The 18,138-nt window shown below is 72.9% G+C and carries 20 protein-coding genes; 12 read left to right on the top strand and 8 right to left on the bottom strand.

The window, feature by feature from the left end; translation table 11 throughout:
• Window positions 1-83: 83 nt before the first annotated feature.
• Complete coding sequence (locus tag ACZ51D_RS21885; protein ID WP_465626168.1) at window positions 84-1,412, bottom strand: MFS transporter; 1,329 nt, start codon at window positions 1,410-1,412, stop codon at window positions 84-86.
• 231 nt (window positions 1,413-1,643) lie between these two features.
• On the opposite strand from ACZ51D_RS21885, the gene ACZ51D_RS21880 reads away from it, so the two are divergent.
• The 4 genes from ACZ51D_RS21880 to ACZ51D_RS21865 all read left to right on the top strand — a co-directional run bounded on the left by ACZ51D_RS21880 (window position 1,644) and on the right by ACZ51D_RS21865 (window position 5,368).
• Window positions 1,644-2,225 (top strand): hypothetical protein, encoded by a 582-nt coding sequence (locus ACZ51D_RS21880; RefSeq protein WP_465663318.1) that lies wholly within the window; start codon window positions 1,644-1,646, stop codon window positions 2,223-2,225.
• A 34-nt stretch (window positions 2,226-2,259) separates the two neighbouring features.
• Window positions 2,260-3,372, top strand: coding sequence for an alkene reductase (locus ACZ51D_RS21875; protein ID WP_465663317.1), 1,113 nt, complete (start codon window positions 2,260-2,262; stop codon window positions 3,370-3,372).
• Between the two features lie 23 nt (window positions 3,373-3,395).
• Complete coding sequence (locus ACZ51D_RS21870) at window positions 3,396-4,364, top strand: NAD-dependent epimerase/dehydratase family protein (RefSeq protein ID WP_465663316.1); 969 nt, start codon at window positions 3,396-3,398, stop codon at window positions 4,362-4,364.
• 161 nt (window positions 4,365-4,525) lie between these two features.
• On the top strand, window positions 4,526-5,368 hold the full coding sequence (locus ACZ51D_RS21865; protein WP_465626158.1) for an AAC(3) family N-acetyltransferase: 843 nt from the start codon (window positions 4,526-4,528) through the stop codon (window positions 5,366-5,368).
• A 120-nt stretch (window positions 5,369-5,488) separates the two neighbouring features.
• Here ACZ51D_RS21865 and ACZ51D_RS21860 read toward each other — a convergent pair whose 3' ends face one another.
• From ACZ51D_RS21860 to ACZ51D_RS21840, 5 genes are all read right to left on the bottom strand, one after another.
• Window positions 5,489-7,015, bottom strand: a complete 1,527-nt coding sequence (locus ACZ51D_RS21860; protein WP_465663315.1) for a M1 family metallopeptidase — start codon at window positions 7,013-7,015, stop codon at window positions 5,489-5,491.
• Window positions 7,016-7,201: 186 nt separating this feature from the next.
• Window positions 7,202-8,074 (bottom strand): sulfurtransferase, encoded by an 873-nt coding sequence (locus ACZ51D_RS21855; protein WP_465663314.1) that lies wholly within the window; start codon window positions 8,072-8,074, stop codon window positions 7,202-7,204.
• A gap of 177 nt (window positions 8,075-8,251) precedes the next feature.
• Window positions 8,252-9,331, bottom strand: a complete 1,080-nt coding sequence (locus ACZ51D_RS21850; RefSeq protein ID WP_465663313.1) for a class I SAM-dependent methyltransferase — start codon at window positions 9,329-9,331, stop codon at window positions 8,252-8,254.
• 147 nt (window positions 9,332-9,478) lie between these two features.
• On the bottom strand, window positions 9,479-9,805 hold the full coding sequence (locus ACZ51D_RS21845) for a hypothetical protein (protein ID WP_360491614.1): 327 nt from the start codon (window positions 9,803-9,805) through the stop codon (window positions 9,479-9,481).
• A gap of 177 nt (window positions 9,806-9,982) precedes the next feature.
• Window positions 9,983-10,600, bottom strand: coding sequence for a polysaccharide deacetylase family protein (locus tag ACZ51D_RS21840; protein WP_465663312.1), 618 nt, complete (start codon window positions 10,598-10,600; stop codon window positions 9,983-9,985).
• Between ACZ51D_RS21840 and ACZ51D_RS21835 the strand changes: the two genes are divergently transcribed.
• Both ACZ51D_RS21835 and ACZ51D_RS21830 read left to right on the top strand, forming a co-directional pair.
• Window positions 10,584-10,874, top strand: a complete 291-nt coding sequence (locus tag ACZ51D_RS21835; RefSeq protein WP_465663311.1) for a hypothetical protein — start codon at window positions 10,584-10,586, stop codon at window positions 10,872-10,874. The genes ACZ51D_RS21840 and ACZ51D_RS21835 overlap by 17 nt on opposite strands.
• A 221-nt stretch (window positions 10,875-11,095) precedes the next feature.
• Window positions 11,096-11,953 carry an SAM-dependent methyltransferase gene (locus tag ACZ51D_RS21830; RefSeq protein ID WP_465663310.1) on the top strand — a complete coding sequence of 286 codons (858 nt, stop codon included), beginning with the start codon at window positions 11,096-11,098 and terminating at the stop codon, window positions 11,951-11,953.
• Window positions 11,954-12,009: 56 nt separating this feature from the next.
• Here the strand turns inward: ACZ51D_RS21830 and ACZ51D_RS21825 are convergent, their stop codons facing one another.
• Entirely contained in the window at window positions 12,010-12,879 is an 870-nt protein-coding gene (locus ACZ51D_RS21825; protein ID WP_465663309.1) for an Fpg/Nei family DNA glycosylase, read from the bottom strand.
• Window positions 12,880-13,011: 132 nt separating this feature from the next.
• Here ACZ51D_RS21825 and ACZ51D_RS21820 point away from each other — a divergent pair, with 132 nt between their 5' ends.
• The 5 genes from ACZ51D_RS21820 (at window position 13,012) to ACZ51D_RS21800 (ending at window position 16,457) form a co-directional block, all read left to right on the top strand.
• The gene (locus ACZ51D_RS21820; RefSeq protein WP_360491629.1) at window positions 13,012-13,473 is read left to right on the top strand and encodes an SRPBCC family protein; all 462 of its coding nucleotides are present in this window, start codon (window positions 13,012-13,014) and stop codon (window positions 13,471-13,473) included.
• Between the two features lie 98 nt (window positions 13,474-13,571).
• On the top strand, window positions 13,572-14,231 hold the full coding sequence (locus ACZ51D_RS21815) for a hypothetical protein (RefSeq protein WP_465626145.1): 660 nt from the start codon (window positions 13,572-13,574) through the stop codon (window positions 14,229-14,231).
• A 148-nt stretch (window positions 14,232-14,379) separates the two neighbouring features.
• Entirely contained in the window at window positions 14,380-15,174 is a 795-nt protein-coding gene (locus ACZ51D_RS21810; protein ID WP_465663308.1) for a DsbA family protein, read from the top strand.
• Window positions 15,171-15,797 (top strand): vitamin K epoxide reductase family protein, encoded by a 627-nt coding sequence (locus ACZ51D_RS21805; protein ID WP_465663307.1) that lies wholly within the window; start codon window positions 15,171-15,173, stop codon window positions 15,795-15,797. The genes ACZ51D_RS21810 and ACZ51D_RS21805 overlap by 4 nt, the downstream gene beginning before the upstream one ends.
• 72 nt (window positions 15,798-15,869) lie before the next feature.
• Window positions 15,870-16,457, top strand: a complete 588-nt coding sequence (locus ACZ51D_RS21800; RefSeq protein WP_465663306.1) for a dihydrofolate reductase family protein — start codon at window positions 15,870-15,872, stop codon at window positions 16,455-16,457.
• A gap of 132 nt (window positions 16,458-16,589) precedes the next feature.
• On the opposite strand, the gene ACZ51D_RS21795 is transcribed toward ACZ51D_RS21800, so the two are convergent.
• Window positions 16,590-17,588 carry an adenosine deaminase gene (locus tag ACZ51D_RS21795; RefSeq protein ID WP_465663305.1) on the bottom strand — a complete coding sequence of 333 codons (999 nt, stop codon included), beginning with the start codon at window positions 17,586-17,588 and terminating at the stop codon, window positions 16,590-16,592.
• 184 nt (window positions 17,589-17,772) lie between these two features.
• On the opposite strand from ACZ51D_RS21795, the gene ACZ51D_RS21790 reads away from it, so the two are divergent.
• Window positions 17,773-18,054, top strand: coding sequence for a DUF6158 family protein (locus ACZ51D_RS21790; protein WP_360491647.1), 282 nt, complete (start codon window positions 17,773-17,775; stop codon window positions 18,052-18,054).
• Window positions 18,055-18,138: the final 84 nt, after the last annotated feature.

Here is an 18,138-nt window from a genome sequence, read left to right as displayed (position 1 = left end):
TCAGTCCCGCGCACCCCGGGCCTATACGTCACCGCCGCCAACGCCCCGGGCGCCCGCTGACCGGCCCGGCGGCGTCCACCGACTCAGCCGACCGCCGCGCCCGCCCGCTTCGACGGCTCGGCCGCCGAAACCTTGGTCGCCGCCGGAGCCTCGGGCGCCGCCGGGCCGGTCAGGGCGGCCAGTCGGCGCAGGCTGGCCCGGCGCTGGAGCGCGCCGAGGCCGACGCTCGCCGCGCCGAGGCCCAGCCAGCCGGCCGGTCCGGCCGCCATCACCACCCCGGTCAGCAGCAGCGGGCCCACCGACTTCTGTACCGACTGGGACATCCCGGCCACCCCCAGGTACGAGGCCTGGGCACCCGGCGGCGCCAGGACGACCGCCAGCTCCCAGGAGCTCACCGACCGCATCAGCTCCGCCAGGGTGACCAGCATCGCCGCGGCCAGCAACGCGAGCGAGGCCGTCCATGGCCCTGCGCCGGTGGCGAGCGCGATCAACAGACAGCCGGCGAACAGCGTCGCCCCGTACCAGCCCACCGCCGCGGCCGCCCCGCGCGGGCCCTCCGCCAGTGCCGAGACGCGCAGTTGCAGCAGCACCACGAGCACCGTGTTGAGGACCAGGAAGACCGGGACGACGGCGTGCGGCGCGCCGGTGTGGTGGACGAGCCAGAGCGGCAGGCCGACGTTGAGGATCGAGTCGTCCAGGTTCATCGGCATGTCCAGCAGGACGAACAGCAGGTAGCCGCGGTCGCGCCAGGGGCTCGGCGCGGCGATCGGGTCGGCGGCGGGCTCCGCCCCGGAGGCCGCCGCGACCAGGCCGCGCCCGGCCGGTTCCCGGGTACGCCAGACGAGGACGGCGGCCAGGACGAAGGAGAGCCCGTTGGCCACGATCAGCGTGCGGTAGGCGGCGGTGGTGCCCACGGCGAGGCCGATCGCCGAGATGCCCGCGCCGACCGCGTACCCGGCGTTGGCCACGCTGCGGAACAGCGCCTGGTACGTGGCGCGCCGCTCGCCCGCGATCCGGGTGGCGAACAGCATCTCCAGGGTCTTGGCGGCCCGCTCGGCGAGGCAGGTCAGGGCGACGACGGGGAGCAGCGCGGCGAAGTCGTCGACGACCAGCAGCAGGCTCATCGTCCCCAGCCGCAGCAGGTGGCACCCGATCAGCAGCCACCGCACCGGCACCCGCTCGGCCGCCCGCCCGGCCAGCGGCGATCCGGCGATCCCCGCCACCGCGCCGACGCCCAGCAGCAGGCCGAGCTGCCGGGCGTCCATCCCGCACACGTAGGTGAAGTAGAGCACCGAGGCCGCCGCCCAGACGCCGGTCCCGGTCCGGTCGACGCACTGCGCCAGCAGCATGATCCGCGCGTCCCGCCCGCCCGGGGGCTTCCGCAGCTGCGCTATCAGTCCGTTCCCCCGCATGGCAGGCCCCCGTCGCACGATCGGCATCAATCTCTCGGCATCAATCTCGACATCAAGATACTTCATATCAAGACAACCATGGAACCCCCGTCCCCCGTCCCACCCGGCCACCCCCGACCCACCGGACCCTCGACGTGCGGCGGGCGGTGCGCCACACTCTCCCCAGCAGCACCCCGCGCTCCCAACGCACCGGCACGACGTCATGACCACCGCACCACGGAGAGCCTCACGGTGAGCACTCGTCAACTGCTGGAGATCGTCTTCTCGTCCGGACGGGCCGGGTCCGGCCCGGCCACCTGGGGCCAACAGGCCATCTGGGACGCCGTACGCCGGCTGGCCCCGGCCGACGCGCCGCGCTACAACATCACCACCGCCGCGCCACTGGACCCCGGGCTGCCGCTGCCCGTCGTGCGCGGCGCACTGGAGCAGCTGCTGCACCTGCACGACTCGCTGCACGCGCTGGCCGCCGAGATCGCGCGGCTGACCGCCGAGGGCGTCGAACTCGCCGACCGGTCCTGCGTCTTCAACGACACCCGCGAGCTGCTCCCCGCCACCGCCGACCCCGGCGACGACCGGACCACCCTCACCTGGCCGGTCGAGTTCGAGCCGCGCCCCGGCCTGACCTACGCCCTGGACGCCCTGCAGTCCCCCGAGGCGCTCAGCCTCGCCATGACCGCGAACCCCTCCGTGCTGCCGCGCCCCGCGATGGAGCACTTCCTGTACGGCATGGAGGAGTTGATCCTCACCGAGGCGAGCGCCGCAGCCGCAACCCTCGCGACCCCGGCAACCACCGAAGGGGCCACCGGCGCTTGAACCTGACATTGATGTCAAGTTCTACCGTGCCGGCATGACCACCACCACGGAATCCCTGCTCGGCCCGTACCGCCTCGGCTCACTCGACCTCCCCAACCGCGTCGTCATGGCCCCGATGACGCGCTACCGGGCCGCCGAGGACGGTACGCCACTGCCCGTCGTCGCCGAGTACTACGCCCAGCGCGCGAGCGCCGGCCTGATCGTCACCGAGGGCATCTGGCCCAGCAGCCGCGGCCAGTCCGGCTGGTACCTCCCGGGCCTGGAGACGCCCGCGCACGTGGCCGGCTGGCGCGCGGTCACCGAGGCCGTGCAGGCGGCCGGCGGGCGGATCGTCGCCCAGCTGATGCACGGCGGCCGCCAGGGACACCCCCTCAACCGGCTGCTCGGCGACCTGCCGGCCGGCCCCTCCGCCGTCCCCGCACCGGGCCCGGTGCACGTCAGGGACGGCGGCAAGGCCGAAGCCGTCACCCCGCGCGAGATGACCCGCGAGGAGATCCACCAGGCGATCGCCGACCACGTCGGCGCCGCCCGCAACGCACTCGCCGCCGGCTTCGACGCCGTCGAACTGCACGGCGCCAACTCCTACCTGATCCACCAGTTCCTGGCCGACAACACCAACCTGCGCACCGACGAGTACGGCCCCCACACCCTCGCCGACCGCCTGCGCTTCCCGATCGAACTCGTCACCGCCGTCGCCGACGCGATCGGCCCCGACCGCCTCGGCCTGCGACTGTCCCCCGGCAACCCGCAGTTCGGCATGCACGAGGCCGACCCGGCACCGGTCTACCGGGCGCTGATCGCCGAACTCGACGGCCTCGGCCTGGCCTACCTCCACCTCACCGACAACGACGACTACCCGGCCCTGGCCGACCTGCGCCCCCGCTGGTCCGGCCCGCTGATCGCCAATGTCGGCGAGAACCGCGCCGCCACCGACCGCGAACGCGGCGAGGCGGTCCTGGCCGCCGGGCTGGCCGACCTGGTCTCCTACGGCCGCGCCTTCATCGCCAACCCCGACCTGCCGGAACGGTTCGCCGCCCACGCCCCGCTCACCCCCGTCGACCCGACCCACCTCTACGGCCGGACGGCGACCGGTCTCACCGACTACCCGAAGCTCACGGGCCACCCGACGCCCAGTCAGCTCGGTTGACACCGGGTCCTACCCTGGGCCCCATGCGGTTCCTCGTCCTCGGTGGCACCTCCTTCGTCGGCCGCACGATCGTCGACGACGCCCTGCGATCCGGCGCCGAGGTCACCCTGTTCAACCGCGGCCGGACCAGCCCCGGCCTCTTCCCCGACGCCCGCCGGCTGATCGGCGACCGCGACACCGGCGACCTCACCGCCCTGCGGGACGGCCGCTGGGACGCCGTGGTGGACGTCAGTGGCTACCGCCCGCACCAGGTCGACCAGGCCATGGCCGTCCTCGGCGACCGGGTCAGCCGTTACCTCTGCATCTCCAGCCACGCGGTGTACCGGCGGGACGGCCTCGCCCCCGGCTCGGACGAGTCCGCCCCGCTCCGCGCCCCGCTGTGCGAGGCGGAGCAGCTCACCGAGGAGACCTACGGCCGGCTCAAGGTCGCCTGCGAGGACGACGTCACCGCCCGCTACGGCGACCGGGCGACCATCGTGCGGCCCGGCAAGGTGGCCGGGCCGCACGACGAGAACCGCGGGCTCACCTACTGGGCGCGCCGGGCGGCGCGCGGCGGCCGGATCGCCCTGCCCGGCCGCCCGGAGCAGCCGGTCCAGGTGGTCGACGTGCGCGACCTCGCCCGGCTGGTGCTCCGGCTGCTCCGGGACGACCGACCGGGCGCCTTCCACGCGGTCGGCCCGGCCGAGCCGACCACCCTGGGCGGGCTGATCGCCGTCTGCGCCGAGGTCGCGGGCACCGAAGTGGAGGTCGTCCCGGTGCCGCCGGAGACCGCCCCGCCGCCGTTCTTCCCGCTGGTCCGGGCCGAGCCGCTCTGGCCCGGCCGGCGGCGCAACCCCGCCCGGGCCCGCGCCGCCGGACTGCCCGCGACCCCGCTCGCCGTCACCGTCGCCGACGTGCTCGCCTGGGACCGCGGCCGCGGCGAACCGCCGCTCGGCCACGGCTTCACCCCCGAGCAGGAGGCCCGGGCCCTCGCCGAGGCGGACACCCGATGAGCCGGGGCCCGGCCCCTTCCTGACCGGTTGTCAGTGGCACCCGCTATGGTCGGCCCCGAACGATCGGACCACCACCACACCGTCGATGCATCACCGCCGCACCCGCACCGGCACCACATCCCGCAGCTCCGGAACCGACACCGGCATCACCAGGGGGCACCATGACCGCACCGGGCACCATCCCGCTCACCACGCCACTCACCACCGCCGACCTCGTGGCGGGCTGGCGCCGGGTGGGCGTCCGCGAGGGCATGGCGCTGATCGTGCACTCCTCGCTCTCCAGCCTCGGCCGGGTCGAGGGCGGCGCGGCGGCCGTGGTGGCCAGCCTGCGCGAGGCGGTGGGGCCGTCCGGCACCGTCGCGGTGCCCACCTTCACGACCGCCACGGTCAGCGACCCGGCCCCCGGGCACCCCGGGCCGCCCACCCCCGAGGTCGCCGAACTCCGGGCCGCCGTCCCGCTGTTCCGGCCCGATCTCCCCTCCCCCATGGGGGCGGTGGCGGAGGCCCTGCGCGCCCTGCCGGAGAGCCTGCGCAGCACGCACCCGCAGGCCTCGGTCGCCGCCGTGGGGGCGCACGCCCGGGAGGTCACCACCCGCCGCTCGCTCGGCTTCGCCATCGGCCGGGAGTCGCCGTTCGGCGCGCTGCACGACCTCGGCGGCCATGTGCTGCTGGTCGGCGTGGGGCACAACCGCAACACCTTCCTGCACTACGCCGAGACTTTCGCGCCGAACCGGCGGCTCAAGCTCCGGCGCTTCCCGATGGCGATCCAGGGCGAGCGGGTCTGGGTCGAGGCGCCGGACGTGGGCGACGACAATGACACCCACTTCCCGCTCGTGGGCCGGGAGTTCGAGGAGCAGGCGGGCATCCGCGAGGTGCTGGTGGGTGCCGCGCCCTGCCGGCTGGTCCCGGTCCGGGATCTCATACCCTTCGCCGTCCGCCGCCTCACCGAGCTACTGGCGGCGGACGGCCGGGGAGCAGCGGCGGACGGTCCCGCAACGGCGTAGCCCGGCCGCCCGCTCGCGCTCGAGCGGACACCCGGGCCCCGCCCGTCACCTCACCTCACCTCACCTGGCCCGACCCGGCGTCACAACCGGGGCGTCAGTGCCGCGGGTCAATGCCGCGGGTCAGTGCCGCGCGTCGTGCAGGGAGTTGGTCTCCTGGATCTTCTTCCAGGACTTCGGCTCCGCCGGCAGCTGCTCGTCGGCCTGGCCCGCGCCCGGCGCCAGCGAGGCGGCCGCCGCGGCCCCCGCCGGCACCGGCCCGGCGGCCGGCTTCGCGGCGGTGAAGAGCCAGGTCTGGAAGAGGTCGCCGAGCTTCTTGCCGGAGATCTTCTCCGCGTACGCCTGGAATTCCGGGATGGTGGCGTTGCCGTAGCGGCGCTCGGTGGGCCAGCCCTTGAGGATCTGGAAGAACTTCTCGTCCCCGACGGTGTTGCGCAGCGCCTGGATGGCGACCGCGCCCCGGTCGTACACGGCGCCCGAGAACTGGTCGTCGGCACCCGGGTCGCCCGGCTTGACGGTCCAGAACGGGTCGGCGGCCGGGTGGGAGGCGTAGACGTAGTCGGCCAGTTCCTGCGCGGTGCCCTCGTTCTCGTGCTCGGACCAGAGGAACTGCGAGTACCGGGCGAAGCCCTCGTTCAGCCAGATGTCGCTCCAGCGCGAGAGCGAGACGCTGTCGCCGTACCACTGGTGGGCCAGCTCGTGGACGACCACCGAGGTGTTGGAGCCCTTCGCGAACATCCGGGGGCTGTAGAAGACCCGGGTCTGGGTCTCCAGCGCGAAGCCGGTCGGGACGTTGGGGACGTAGCCGCCGACCGAGCTGAACGGGTAGTCGCCGAAGTAGCCGCTCAGCCAGTCGACGAGTTCGCCGGTGCGCTCGACGCTCGCCTTGGCCGCGTCCGCGTTGTCGCCGAGGTCCTTGCTGTACGCGTTGTAGACCGGCAGCCCGCTCGGCGTGGTGTCCGTCGTGACGTCGAACTTGCCGACCGCGAGCGTGGCCAGATATGTCGCCTGGGGCTTGGTCTCGCGCCAGCTGTAGCGGGTCCACCCGGCCTGGGAGGAGGTGCCGGTCAGGAGGCCGTTGCTGATCACCTGGTTGCCGTCCGGCACCAGCACCGAGACGTCGAAGGTGGCCTTGTCGCTCGGGTGGTCGTTGCTCGGGAACCACCACCAGGCCGACTCGGGCTCACCGGCCGCCACCGCGCCGTCCGGCGTGCGCAGCCAGGCGGTGAAGCCGTACTTCTTCACAGTGGAGGGCACACCCTTGTAGCGGACCACCACGGTGGCCTGGCTGCCCTTGGCGAGCGGCCGGGCGGGGGTGACCTCCAGCTCCTGCTCTCCGCTGGTGGTGAAGGTCGCGGGCCGCCCGTTGACCCGGACCTCCGAGACGTTCAGCGCGAAGTCGAGGTTGAACCGGGAGAGGTCCTGGGTGGCGGTGGCCAGGATGGTGGTGGTGCCTTCGAGTTCGTCGGTGGCGGGCTGGTACTTCAGCCGGATGTCGTAGTGCGAGACGTTGTATCCGCCGTTGCCGTAGGTCGGGTAGTAGGAGTCGCCCGTCCCGGCCGCGCCGGGTTGGAAGTCGGATGCCGAGGCGGGGACGGCCAGGAACAGGCTCAGGGCACTGGCAGCAGAGACGATCAGCCTCTTGCGCACGTGGTCCTCCAGGGATCACCGGAACGATGGGTTGGATCGATCCTTGTCCCGGTGGTCCCCGCTCCACTCCCCCATTGTGAGATGTTCATGAAAAGAAACGCGCCGAAATGACACCGTCGCAGCAATGCCGCGACGCCGTCACCTCACCCCACTTGTCACTCCTGCCGCTCAGGCCACTCTCACCACTCAGGCCCCGAGCGTCACCGGAGCCCGCACCAGCGAGCCGTACTCCGTCCACGAGCCGTCGTAGTTCTTCACGTGCGGGTAGCCGAGCAGCTCGGTGAGCGCGAACCAGGTGTGCGCCGACCGCTCGCCGATCCGGCAGTAGGCGATCACCTCGCGCTCCGTCTCCACGCCCTTGCCCGCGTACAGTGCCCGCAGCTCCTCCGCCGACCGGAACGAACCGTCATCGTTGGCCGCCTGCGACCAGGGGATGTTGACCGCGCCCGGGATGTGCCCGGGCACCTGTGCCTGCTCCTGCGGCAGGTGCGGCGGCGCGATCAGCTCGCCCCGGAACTCGGCCGGCGAGCGGACGTCCACCAGGACCGCGTCCGCCCCTGGCTTGGCGAACACCTCGGCCTTGGCCAGCACCTCGTCCCGCAGCGCCCGCAGCTCCGGCCGCTCGGGCCCGGTCAGCCGGTAGCCGGTGTGCTGGTAGTCCATCACCTCGCCAGTGAGCTCGCGGCCCTCCAGCTCCCACTTCTTGCGCCCGCCGTCCAACAGCCGCACCGGCCCGAAACCGCGCAGCCGCAAGAGCCAGTAGGCGTACGCGGCGAACCAGTTGTTGTTGCCGCCGTACAGCACCACGGTGGTGTCGTCCTCGATCCCGGCCGCCCGCAGCAGGTGCTGGACGCCGTCGCGGTCGGCGTAGTCGCGGCCGACCCGGCTGTGCAGGTCGGTGGTCCAGTTCCAGCCGACCGCGCCGGGAATGTGGTCCCGGTCGTAGGCGGTGGTGTCCTCGTCCACCTCGACGACCCGGATCGTCCCGTCGTCCAGGTGGTGGGCCAGCCAGTCGGTGCCGACCAGCGCCTCGGGGTGTGCGTAGCCGTTGCCGGTCATCCCGTGCCCTCCTTCACTCCGCCCAGGGCTGCACGGACCGGGCCGCCGGGCGCGCACGCGCCGGCGCGCCGCGAACGGGCCGGACACTTCGAACGTACGTCTGCCGCCGCGCCCGGGCCACCCCGGCCGAAAACCGCGCCCGGCAGCCGTTCGCCACCCCGGCCGGGAACCGTCCCCTCAGGCAGCCGCCCCGTCCGGCCGCGCCACGTAGTACAGGTTCAGGATGTCCCCCTCGACCCGCTTCGCCTCGACCGACCGGAACCCGGCCTCCGCCAGCATCCGCCGCGCGGTCTGCTCGCCCCAGACCGTCCCGAGGCCCTCGCCGCCCTCGCCGAGCGAGACCGCCATGCAGTAGAAGGTCGAGAAGGTGTAGAGCGCGGGCGCCAGCGGGTGCTCGACGTTCTCCTCCAGCTTGCTGCTGGCCGCGATGTCGCCCATCAGGAAGACCCCGTCGGGCCGCAGCGCGCCCGCGACGGCGGCGAGCGTCCGGGTCGGGCGGGCCAGGTCGTGGATCACGTCGAAGGCGGTGACCAGGTCGTACCTGCCGGTCAGCTCGGCGGAGTCGGTGACCTCGAACCAGGCGTTGTGGAGGCCGAGTTCGGCCGCCGATTCGCGGGCGGCGGCGATCCCCTCGGCGGAGATGTCGATCCCCGTGAACCGGCTCGCGGGGAACGCCTTGGCGAGCACCGTGATGGCGTGGCCCTGCCCGGTGCCGATGTCCACCACGTCGATCCCGGCCCGCAGCCGCTCGGTCAGCCCGTCCACCAGCGGCACGATCGCGTCCACCAGCGCCAGGTCGTACACCCGGGCGGTCTCCTCGGCCTGCAGCCGCTGGAAGCGCGGGTAGGCGGAGTACGGCATCCCGCCGCCGGTGCGGAAGTGGCCGAGCAGGTCCTGCTCGACCTCGCCGATCATCGACAGGAACTGCATCATGGCGCCCAGGTTGTCCGGCCCGGCCGCCCGGGTCAGGGACGCCGCGTGCTCGGGCGGGAGCGCGTAGGTGCGCCGTTCCGGGTCGTACTCGACGATGCCGCCGACCACCATGCCGCCCAGCCACTCGCGCACGTAGCGCTCGTTCAGTCCGGCGGTGCTCGCGATCTCCTCGCTGGTCGAGGGCGCGAGTCCGGCCATCAGGTCGAAGAGCCCGGTCTGGTGGCCGAGGCTGGTCAGGAATCCCAGGCAGGCGTCGTTCAGCACCTGCACCATCCGTCCGGCGAAGGCCTCCTGCTTCACCGCGTCCGGTTCCCGTACGGACATGACTTCCTCCTCCGCGGCCGGGACGGCAACCCCCTCCCTGCCACGCTACGCCGCCACCCCACGAGCCCCAACAGACGGGCGGCCCGGCGATCGGTCCCTACCGATCGCCGGACCGCCCGCCCGGGAGGTCCAGCCCGTCCGTCGGCCTCAGGAGAAGATGACGGAACGCAGCTTCAGCCGGTCGCCCAGCTTCTTGCCGGGGTTCATGACGTAGAAGGTGTCGCCGTTGCAGCCGAAGTCGAGGAACACCGTGGCCGTGGAGGTGGTGAAGTTCTCCGGCGCGAAAGCCGGGGCCTTCTCCGTCGCGCCGAACAGGTCGATGCACTTGCCGCTCTCCGGGTCGGCGATCCCGGCCGGGACCCCGGGGCCGACCTTGTAGAGGAAGTCGCCGGTGGCGGCGTTGGCGGACATCGGAACGGCGAGAACGAGGGCGACGGCGCTGGCGACGGCGAGAACGGTGTTGCGGAGACGCATGGGTGAGGGCCTTTCAGGTGGTACCCGGGCGGTACCTGATGAATTGGTGCGAGACCACCCTAGAAGCCAGAAATCCGCAGAAACGGTTCTTCCAATCCACCCTTTCGAGTGGTTTGAACCGAAAAGCCGCCACCTTGCCGTCCATCCCGCATGTCACTCCCCATCGATCCGTGTCGCTCAGTTCGGCGGAGCCGTGAAGGAGTACCCCGAGTCGATGAGCACCGGCAGGTACGTCTTCAGCGCCGCCACCGTCTGCGAGCGGTCCCCTCCGCCGTCGTGGTTGAGCACGATCGCCCCGGGCCGGACGTCCTTGAGGATCCGGTCGGTGATCACCGAGGTGCCCGGCCGGGCCCAGTCCCTCGGGTCCACCGACCAGCCCATGTTGCGCATCCCGAGGTCGGTGGCCACCTTGAGCGAGACCGGGGACCAGTCCCCGCCCGGCGCGCGGAACCAGGTGGGCAGCCGGCCGGTGGTCCTGTGCAGCAGGTCCGTGGTGCGCTCCAACTCGTCCTTCACCTTGGTCTCGGACAGGTGCCGCAGGTCCGGGTGGGTCCAGGTGTGGTTGGCGATGTGGTGGCCTCGGTCCGCGATCTCCCGCACCAGCTCCGGGTGCTCGACCGCGTTCTCGCCGATCAGGAAGAAGGTCGCCCGGATCCCGTGCTGCTGGAGCAGCGCCAGCACGGTGGGCGTGTGCCGGGGGTCCGGCCCGTCGTCGATGGTGAGCGCCACCACCCGCCGCGCCGCGTCCAGCTCGTACACCGGCTTGCTCTCCGCGTCCGTGAGCGTCTTGTGCACGGGCACCACGCTCGGCGCAGCGGCCGACGGGGAGGCGGACGGCGACGGGCGGGTCATCGAGGGCGAAGCGGTCGACGAGGGCACCGCCGACGGCGCGGCCGGTGCGGCGCCCGGCGCTCCCTCGGGCCCGGGCGGCGCCACCGGAAGGGCGATCTCGGCGACCCCCACTTCGGCGCCACTCTCCTCGCCGTTCCAGGGGCTCCGGCAACCGGCGGCCGCCCCCAGCAGGGACATCCCGGCCGCGACCAGCAGCAATCTTCGCGAAGTAATCTGACGATCTGACAGCATTCTGAATGCTTCCCCCGGCCGTCACCGCCCCTCCCAGGGGTAGCCCCTACAGCCCCGATCACCACTCCGACGGCCCAAGGGCGGTCGCACACACCCCGCTTCCCGGGTTCTTCCGCCGGTCTTCCCCGACCGGACGCTCGGCCTCCCGCCCGGGCCGCTACGCTGTGCCTTCCCCAGTGTGATGATCTGCCATCAGAGGACGTGGCCATGACGACAAGTCAGAACTTCCCCCAGCAGGGCCCGCAGGACGACGCCGTCGAGCCGAGCCAGTGGGAACGTTTCGGCGTCGACACCACCACTCCGCACTCCGCGCGCGTGTACGACTACTGGCTGGGCGGCAAGACCAACTTTCCGCCGGACCGCGCCATGGGGCAGGCCATCGAGCAGGCCGTGCCGAGCGTCAAGGAGATGGCCAAGGCCAACCGCGCCTTCCAGGGCCGGGCCGTCCGCCACCTGGCCCGGGAACACGGCATCCGTCAGTTCCTCGACCTCGGCACCGGCATCCCCACCTCGCCCAACACCCACGAGATCGCCGAGGCCGTCAGCCCCGGCACCCGGGTGGTCTACGTCGACAACGACCCGATCGTGCTCGCCCACGCCCGCGCGCTGATGGTCTCCAGCCCGGCCAGCCGCACCACCTACATCCACGCCGACCTGCGCAAGCCCGAGGAACTGTTCGCCGACCCGGCGCTCACCTCCACCCTCGACCTCACCGAGCCGGTCGGCCTGCTGATGATCGCCGTACTGATGCTGATCGCCGACGAGGACGACCCGTGGGGCCGGGTCGCCGCGCTGCGCGACGCCCTGCCCGCCGGCAGCTGCATCGCCCTCACCACCCCCACCCCGGACTTCGACCCGGAGGCCGTCGGCAAGGTCGCCGAGGCCGCCCGGGCCGGCGGGATGACCCTGGTACCGCGCTCCTACGACGACGTGGTCCGCTTCTTCGACGGCTGGGAGCTGGTCGAGCCGGGCGTCGCCCCGGTCCTGGCCTGGCGCCCGGACGGCGAGCCCCCGGCCGACCCGAAGGCCGCGTACTACTGGGGCGGCGTCGCCATCAAGCGCTGAGCCGCCGAACCGGTGCCGGGCAGGACGGCCGCACACCGACCCGCCCGGCACCGGGTTCACTTCAGCAGCCGCGACATCCGCCGGTCGGCCAGCGGCTTGCCCCCGGTCTGGCAGGTCGGGCAGTACTGCAGCGAGGAGTCCGCGAAGGACACCTCCCGTACGGTGTCCCCGCAGACCGGGCACGGCTGGCCGGTCCGGCCGTGCACCCGCAACCCGAGCTTCTTCTCCGCCTTCAGGTCCCCCGCCGCCAGCCCGCGCGAGCGCTCCACCGCCTCGCGCAGCGTGCTGCCGAGCGCCTCGTACAGCCGCGCCGTCTCCTCCTCGCTCAGACTGGCCGCGATCTTGTACGGCGACATCCGGGCCGCGTGCAGCACCTCGTCCGAGTAGGCGTTGCCCACCCCCGCCAGCACGCTCTGGTCCCGCAGCACGCCCTTGATCCGGTGCCGGTCGTCCCGCAGCAGCGCGGCGAAGGCGTCCAGGGTGAAGCCCGGATCCAGCGGGTCCGGGCCGAGCCTGGCCACGCCCGGCACCTCGGCCGGGTCCTTCACCACGTAGACCGCGAGGCCCTTCTTCGTCCCGGCCTCGGTGAGGTCGAAACCGTCACCGGCCTCGCCCTCCAGGCGCAGCCGCAGCGCCAGCGGGTTCTTCGGGCCGAGCCGCGGCGGCTCGGCGGGCAGGCTGTCCTTCCACCGCAGCCAGCCCGCCCGGGCCAGGTGGACCACCAGGTGCAGCCCGTCGGCCTCGATGTCCAGGAACTTGCCGCGCCGGGCCACCGCGCCGACCGTCCGTCCCTCCAGCGCCGTCACCGGCGGGTCGTACGTCTTCAGCGCGCTGATCGCCACCGGCTGCACCCGGGCGATCACACGCCCGGTCAGCCGCTCGGACAGGAAGGCGCTCAGCGCCTCGACCTCGGGCAGCTCCGGCATGCGCCCAGTCTCCCCCAGCCCACCGCCCGACGCGCGCCCTGCCCGCTGCCGCAACCGCCCCTCCGCCTCCGCCGCCTTTGCCCACCCCCACCCCGAAGCGCAGGCTGGAACGGAGGGAGGTGCCGCGCCGCCATGAGCACCCTTGAGGAACAGATCGACATCGCCGCCCCCGTCCTCGCCGCCTGGGAGCAGCTCCACCGGGTGCACGACTACCCGCGGTTCGTCGACGGCGTCCGCAGTGCCCATCCGCACGGGCAGAACCTGGCGCACCTCGGGGTGGCGGTCGGCGGCGCCGAGCGCTCGGTCGACACCGAGATCACCGACCGCGGCCGGGGCCGGGTGATGGCCTGGCGGACGCTGGACTCCCTCCGGCTCCGCGGCGCGTTCGCCCTGCTGCCGCTCGACGCCCGGCACACCCGGCTGCAGATCCGGGTGGAGTACGACCCGGAGGCGGTGCACGAGGCGTTCGGCGGGCCGCGCGGCTTCGCCCAGGCCGGGGCGATCGAGCGGACGGTCCGCGAGGACCTGCAGCATTTCCGGGAGCTGGTCGAGGCCCGGGTGAGCGCCGCCGACGAGCCGCCGCAGGAGCCGTAAGAGACACATAAGCCCAGCTCAGCACAGGTGGTGAGGCTCTTCACAGAGCGCCGCCGAGCAGACCGTTCCACTTTCAACCTGTGGCAGACTCGGATGCCATGGACATCGGCCCGGTCACCAGGACGCTTCGCGCGGCGGTCTTCGCCGCGCTGGTCGTGCTGCTCGCCGGGCTCGGTCAGGTGCTGGTCACCGGCCGCGCGCTGCCGGTCGGTCCGATGCTCCTCGCCTCGGTCGCCGTCTTCGCGGTGGCCTTCGCCCTGGCGGGCCGCGAGCGCGGTTACCCGACGATCGCCGCGGTGTTCCTGCCCCTGCAGCTGGGCGCCGGCGCGCTGTTCGACGTCGCCCAGACCGCCTGTCCCTCCCTGCCGCCCGGCGCCGGGCACGGCCTGCAGCCGCTGCTGTGCGGCGGCGGTTCGCTGGGCGGTTTCCTGCTCGGCCACGGCGTCTCCCAGCAGACCGGCGTGCTGCTGCTCCTGCTGTTGCACGCGGTGATCGCGCTGGTCGGCGCGTACTGGCTGCGCCGCGCGGACGCCGCGTTGTCCGGCCTCGCCCGGGCGGTCCGGATGCTGGGCGAGTTCCTGCACCGCCACCTCCCGGCCGCCGCCCGCCGGCTGCTGCTGCTCACCGCGCCCGTCCCGGCCCGTCCGGTGGCGCGGATGCCGTTCCCCCCGGCCAGCCGCGTGCTGGTCCCCGCCGAGGACGTCGTCGTCCGTCCGGCCGTCCGGCGCGGTCCGCCGGTGTTCGCCCTGGCCGTCTGAGCCCCTCGCTCGACCCGAGCTTCCTTGCTCGCCCCGGGCTTCCCCGCGCGACCCGAGCCCGCTCGCTCACCCGGCCGTCTCTCCCCGCGCAGGCCCCGACCGGCCGCGCCCGCACCCCCGCACGCCCGAGAGCACAGGACGACACCCCATGAGCAACACCCGCAAGACCGACCAGAAGACCTCCGCCACCGACCGCATGCGCAGCGCCCGCGCCCAGGCCGAGCGCTCCGACCGGATCCGCCGCCGGGTGGTGGTCGGCGTCGCCTCCGCCGCGGTGCTGGCCCTCGCGGCGGGCGTGGCCTTCGCCGTCGGCGGCTCCTCCGGCTCCGGTTCGGACGCCGCCGCGAGCGGCCCGCTGGTCGTTCCGGCGAACGCGACCGGCGACGGCGGCACGGTGATCTCCTACGGCAAGGCCGACGCCCCGCACACGCTGTCGATCTACGAGGACTTCCGCTGCCCGTTCTGCGAGCAGTTGGAGACCACCACCGGCACGACCATCCAGCAGCTCGCCGACGCGGGCACGTACAAGATCGAGTACCACCTGGCGACGTTCCTGGACAAGAACCTCGGCGGGAAGGGCTCGCGCACCGCGCTGGCCGCCGCCGGCGCCGCCCTGAACGAGGGCGTGGACAAGTTCAAGCAGTTCCACGACGTGCTCTACGCCAACCAGCCGGACGAGCGCAGCGACGCCTTCGGCGACGTCAACCACGTCCTGGACCTGGCCGGCCGGGTGCCCGGTCTGAAGACGGACGCCTTCGTCAAGGCCGTCCAGGAGGGCACCTACGCGCCGTGGGCGGCCAAGGTCAACGAGGAGTTCGACAAGAGCGACGTCACCGGCACCCCGACGGTCAAGCTGGACGGCCGGAAGCTGGACGTCCTCACCGACGGCAAGGCGGCCTCGCCCGAGCAGTTCACCGCGCTGGTCAAGCAGGTGACCGGGTGACGGCGCCCTCCCCGGCCGCTGCCGTCGGAACGGCCAACGGCGCGAGCCGCCCGTTCGCCTGGCTGCTGCTGACCGGCGGCGCGGTCGGCCTGTTCGCCTCGGCGGTCCTCACCCTGGACAAGATCCGGCTGCTGAAGGACCCGTCGTACGTCCCCAACTGCAACATCAATCCGATCATCAGCTGCGGCTCGATCATGCGCAGCGCGCAGGCCGAGGCCTTCGGCTTCCCCAACTCGCTGATCGGGCTGGTGGCCTTCGGGGTCGTCATCGCGGTGGGTGCCGGGCTGCTCGCGGGTGCGACGTACCGGCGCTGGTTCTGGCTCGGCCTGCAGGCCGGGACGGTCTTCGGGGTCGGCTTCGTGACCTGGCTGATGTACCAGGCGCTCTACCGGATCGGCGCGCTCTGCCCGTACTGCATGGTGGTGTGGGCCGCGGTGGTCCCGCTGTTCTGGTACACCACGCTGCACAACCTGCGCAGCGGCGTGATCCCCGTGGGCCCGCGCCTGCGCGTGGTCGTCCGGGAGGCGGCCCGCTACCACTGGGCCGTTCCGGCGCTGTGGTACGCGGTGATCGCGCTGCTGATCCTCAACCGGTTCTGGTACTACTGGAGCACCCTGATCTGATCCGGTCCGCCGCCCTCCCGCCCCCGTCCGGAGCGGGAGGGCCACCGGACCACTCCTCCTCGTGGGGGCTTCATGCGACGCAGGATCGTCCTCTTCGTCTCCCTCTCGGTGGACGGCTACTTCGAGGGCCCGGACCACGACCTCTCCTGGCACCTGGTCGACGACGAGGTGCACACCCACTTCAACCGGGAACTCGCCCGGATGGGTGGTTTCGTCTCCGGCCGGGTGACGCACGAGCTGATGGCCTCGTACTGGCCGACCGCCGACCGGGACCCGGCCGCCGACGGCCCGATGATCGAGTTCGCGGGCATCTGGCGCGCGATGCCGAAGATCGTCTTCTCCCGCACCCTCGACCACGCCGACTGGAACACCACGGTGGTCCGCGAGGTCACCCCGGAGTCGGTCACCGCCCTCACCGAAGGCGCGGGCGGTGACCTCTCGCTCAGCGGCGCGAACCTGGCCTCGTCCTTCCTCGACCAGGACCTGATCGACGAGTTCCGCCTCTACGTCCACCCGGTCGTGCTCGGCCGCGGCACCCTGTTCTTCCGCCCGACCGACCGCCCCACCCCGCTCACCCTGACCGGGACCCACCGGTTCACCAACGGCGTCACCCTGCTCCACTACGTCCGGGACCACGGGGCTGCCTCGGCAGCCCCGTGAGGTCGGTGAAGGCGGCCGTGCCGGAGTAGCCGCAGGCCCAGCTGGGCCGGGGGCTCCGGCGGCGGGGTGGTCCCCCGGACAGGCCGGCCAGGCCGGCCCGCCCGGGTGGGAGTGTCGGGCGATCCGCCCGCGTCAGCCCGCCGCCGGGCCGAAGGTGAACGCCTCGACCTCGGCCAGGAGTTCGGCCCGCCGTCCCTCGTCGATGAAGGAGGCGCGGAAGGAGTTGGCGGCCAGCCGGCGCAGGGTCTCCTGGTCCAGCCCGAGGGCCTCGCGGACGGCGCGGAAGTTGTCCTCGACGTAGCCGCCGAAGTACGCCGGGTCGTCGGAGTTGACGGTGACCAGCAGGCCGGCCTCCAGCATCTCGCGCAGCGGGTGGTCGTTGATCGTGTCGATGCAGCGCAGGCGGACGTTGGACAGCGGACAGAGGGTCAGCGGGATCTGCTCGCGGACCAGGCGGGCGACCAGTTCGCCGTCCTCCAGGCAGCGCAGCCCGTGGTCGATCCGTTCGACGCCGAGGACGTCCAGCGCCTCGGTGATGTACGAGGCCGGGCCCTCCTCGCCCGCGTGGGCGACACGCCGCAGTCCGGCCTCGGCGGCCCGGCGGTACACCTCGCGGAACTTCGCCGGCGGGTTGCCGACCTCGGCCGAGTCCAGGCCGATGCCCGCGATCCGGTCGAAGTACGGGCGGGCGGCCTCGAAGGTCTCCAGCGCGGACTCGGCGGACTCGTCCCGCAGGAAGCACATGATCAGCCGGGTGCTGATCCCGTACCGCTCCTCGCTGCGCGACAGCGCCCGGGTCAGACCGTCCACCACCACACCCAGCGGCACCCCGCGCGCGGTGTGCGCCTGCGGGTCGAAGAAGATCTCCGCGTGCCGGACGCCCTGCTCGGCGGCCCGTGCCAGGTAGGCGTCGGCGAGGTCGGCGAAGTCGTCCTCGGTGCGCAGCACGGCCATCAGCGCGTAGTACAGGTCCAGGAAGGACTGCAGGTCGCTGAAGGAGTACGCGGTGCGCAGCTCCTCGGCGTCGGCGTACGGCAGCTCGACCCCGTTGCGGGCCGCGAGCTCGAAGGCGAGTTCGGGCTCCAGGGTGCCTTCGATGTGCAGGTGGAGTTCGGCCTTGGGAAGCGGCATCAGCGATCTGTCCGAGCGGTAGCGGGAAACCCGAAGGTACGGAAAGATTCATCCTACGATCCGGACGGTCAACGCCGATGCTCCGCCGCGATCCGCCCCCGGGCACGCCCCGGAGCGCACGGGTGTACCGGCGACGGCCACCGGGCACCCCGTAGGAGGGGGCTTCCGCCGAGGAGGTACCGAGATGCGGCACGCCGACGCCACGCACATCCGGCCCGAGGGCATCTCCCCGCACGCTCTGGGCAATGACACGCTCCTGCACGAGCTGGAACAGCTGCACCGCACGCGCCACGAGACCTTCCTGTACGGCTCGGAGGAGGCGCTGAAGCGGCACACCCTGCGCACCGGGCAGCTGGAGGCCGAGTACCTGCACCGGTTCCCCAGCCGGCAGGTGACCGCCGGGCGGACCAGGGCCGGCGCCCGGGCCCGGGAGGCGGCGGCCCGGGTGGAGTCGCTGCCGGAGTGACGGGGCCGGTCCGCGCGCCCGGCGGGACACGCCGGGCGCGCCGTGGCGTGCCCGGAGCCCGGCCGTCGGGGAGGGTGTGAGGGC

The organism is Kitasatospora sp. NPDC033851 (assembly GCF_055576085.1).
This window is presented reverse-complemented; position numbering and strand designations above follow the sequence as displayed.

Bases quoted from the DNA above. Each gene is read 5' to 3' on its own strand.
- ACZ51D_RS21795 (WP_465663305.1), bottom strand. From the start codon at position 17,588: ATGCCGCTTCCCAAGGCCGAACTCCACCTGCACATCGAAGGCACCCTG.
- ACZ51D_RS21815 (WP_465626145.1), top strand. From the start codon at position 13,572: ATGGACATCGGCCCGGTCACCAGGACGCTTCGCGCGGCGGTCTTCGCC.
- ACZ51D_RS21810 (WP_465663308.1), top strand. From the start codon at position 14,380: ATGAGCAACACCCGCAAGACCGACCAGAAGACCTCCGCCACCGACCGC.
- ACZ51D_RS21865 (WP_465626158.1), top strand. From the start codon at position 4,526: ATGACCGCACCGGGCACCATCCCGCTCACCACGCCACTCACCACCGCC.
- ACZ51D_RS21825 (WP_465663309.1), bottom strand. From the start codon at position 12,879: ATGCCGGAGCTGCCCGAGGTCGAGGCGCTGAGCGCCTTCCTGTCCGAG.
- ACZ51D_RS21790 (WP_360491647.1), top strand. From the start codon at position 17,773: ATGCGGCACGCCGACGCCACGCACATCCGGCCCGAGGGCATCTCCCCG.
- ACZ51D_RS21800 (WP_465663306.1), top strand. From the start codon at position 15,870: ATGCGACGCAGGATCGTCCTCTTCGTCTCCCTCTCGGTGGACGGCTAC.
- ACZ51D_RS21820 (WP_360491629.1), top strand. From the start codon at position 13,012: ATGAGCACCCTTGAGGAACAGATCGACATCGCCGCCCCCGTCCTCGCC.
- ACZ51D_RS21855 (WP_465663314.1), bottom strand. From the start codon at position 8,074: ATGACCGGCAACGGCTACGCACACCCCGAGGCGCTGGTCGGCACCGAC.
- ACZ51D_RS21870 (WP_465663316.1), top strand. From the start codon at position 3,396: ATGCGGTTCCTCGTCCTCGGTGGCACCTCCTTCGTCGGCCGCACGATC.
- ACZ51D_RS21885 (WP_465626168.1), bottom strand. From the start codon at position 1,412: ATGCGGGGGAACGGACTGATAGCGCAGCTGCGGAAGCCCCCGGGCGGG.
- ACZ51D_RS21845 (WP_360491614.1), bottom strand. From the start codon at position 9,805: ATGCGTCTCCGCAACACCGTTCTCGCCGTCGCCAGCGCCGTCGCCCTC.
- ACZ51D_RS21830 (WP_465663310.1), top strand. From the start codon at position 11,096: ATGACGACAAGTCAGAACTTCCCCCAGCAGGGCCCGCAGGACGACGCC.
- ACZ51D_RS21875 (WP_465663317.1), top strand. From the start codon at position 2,260: ATGACCACCACCACGGAATCCCTGCTCGGCCCGTACCGCCTCGGCTCA.
- ACZ51D_RS21850 (WP_465663313.1), bottom strand. From the start codon at position 9,331: ATGTCCGTACGGGAACCGGACGCGGTGAAGCAGGAGGCCTTCGCCGGA.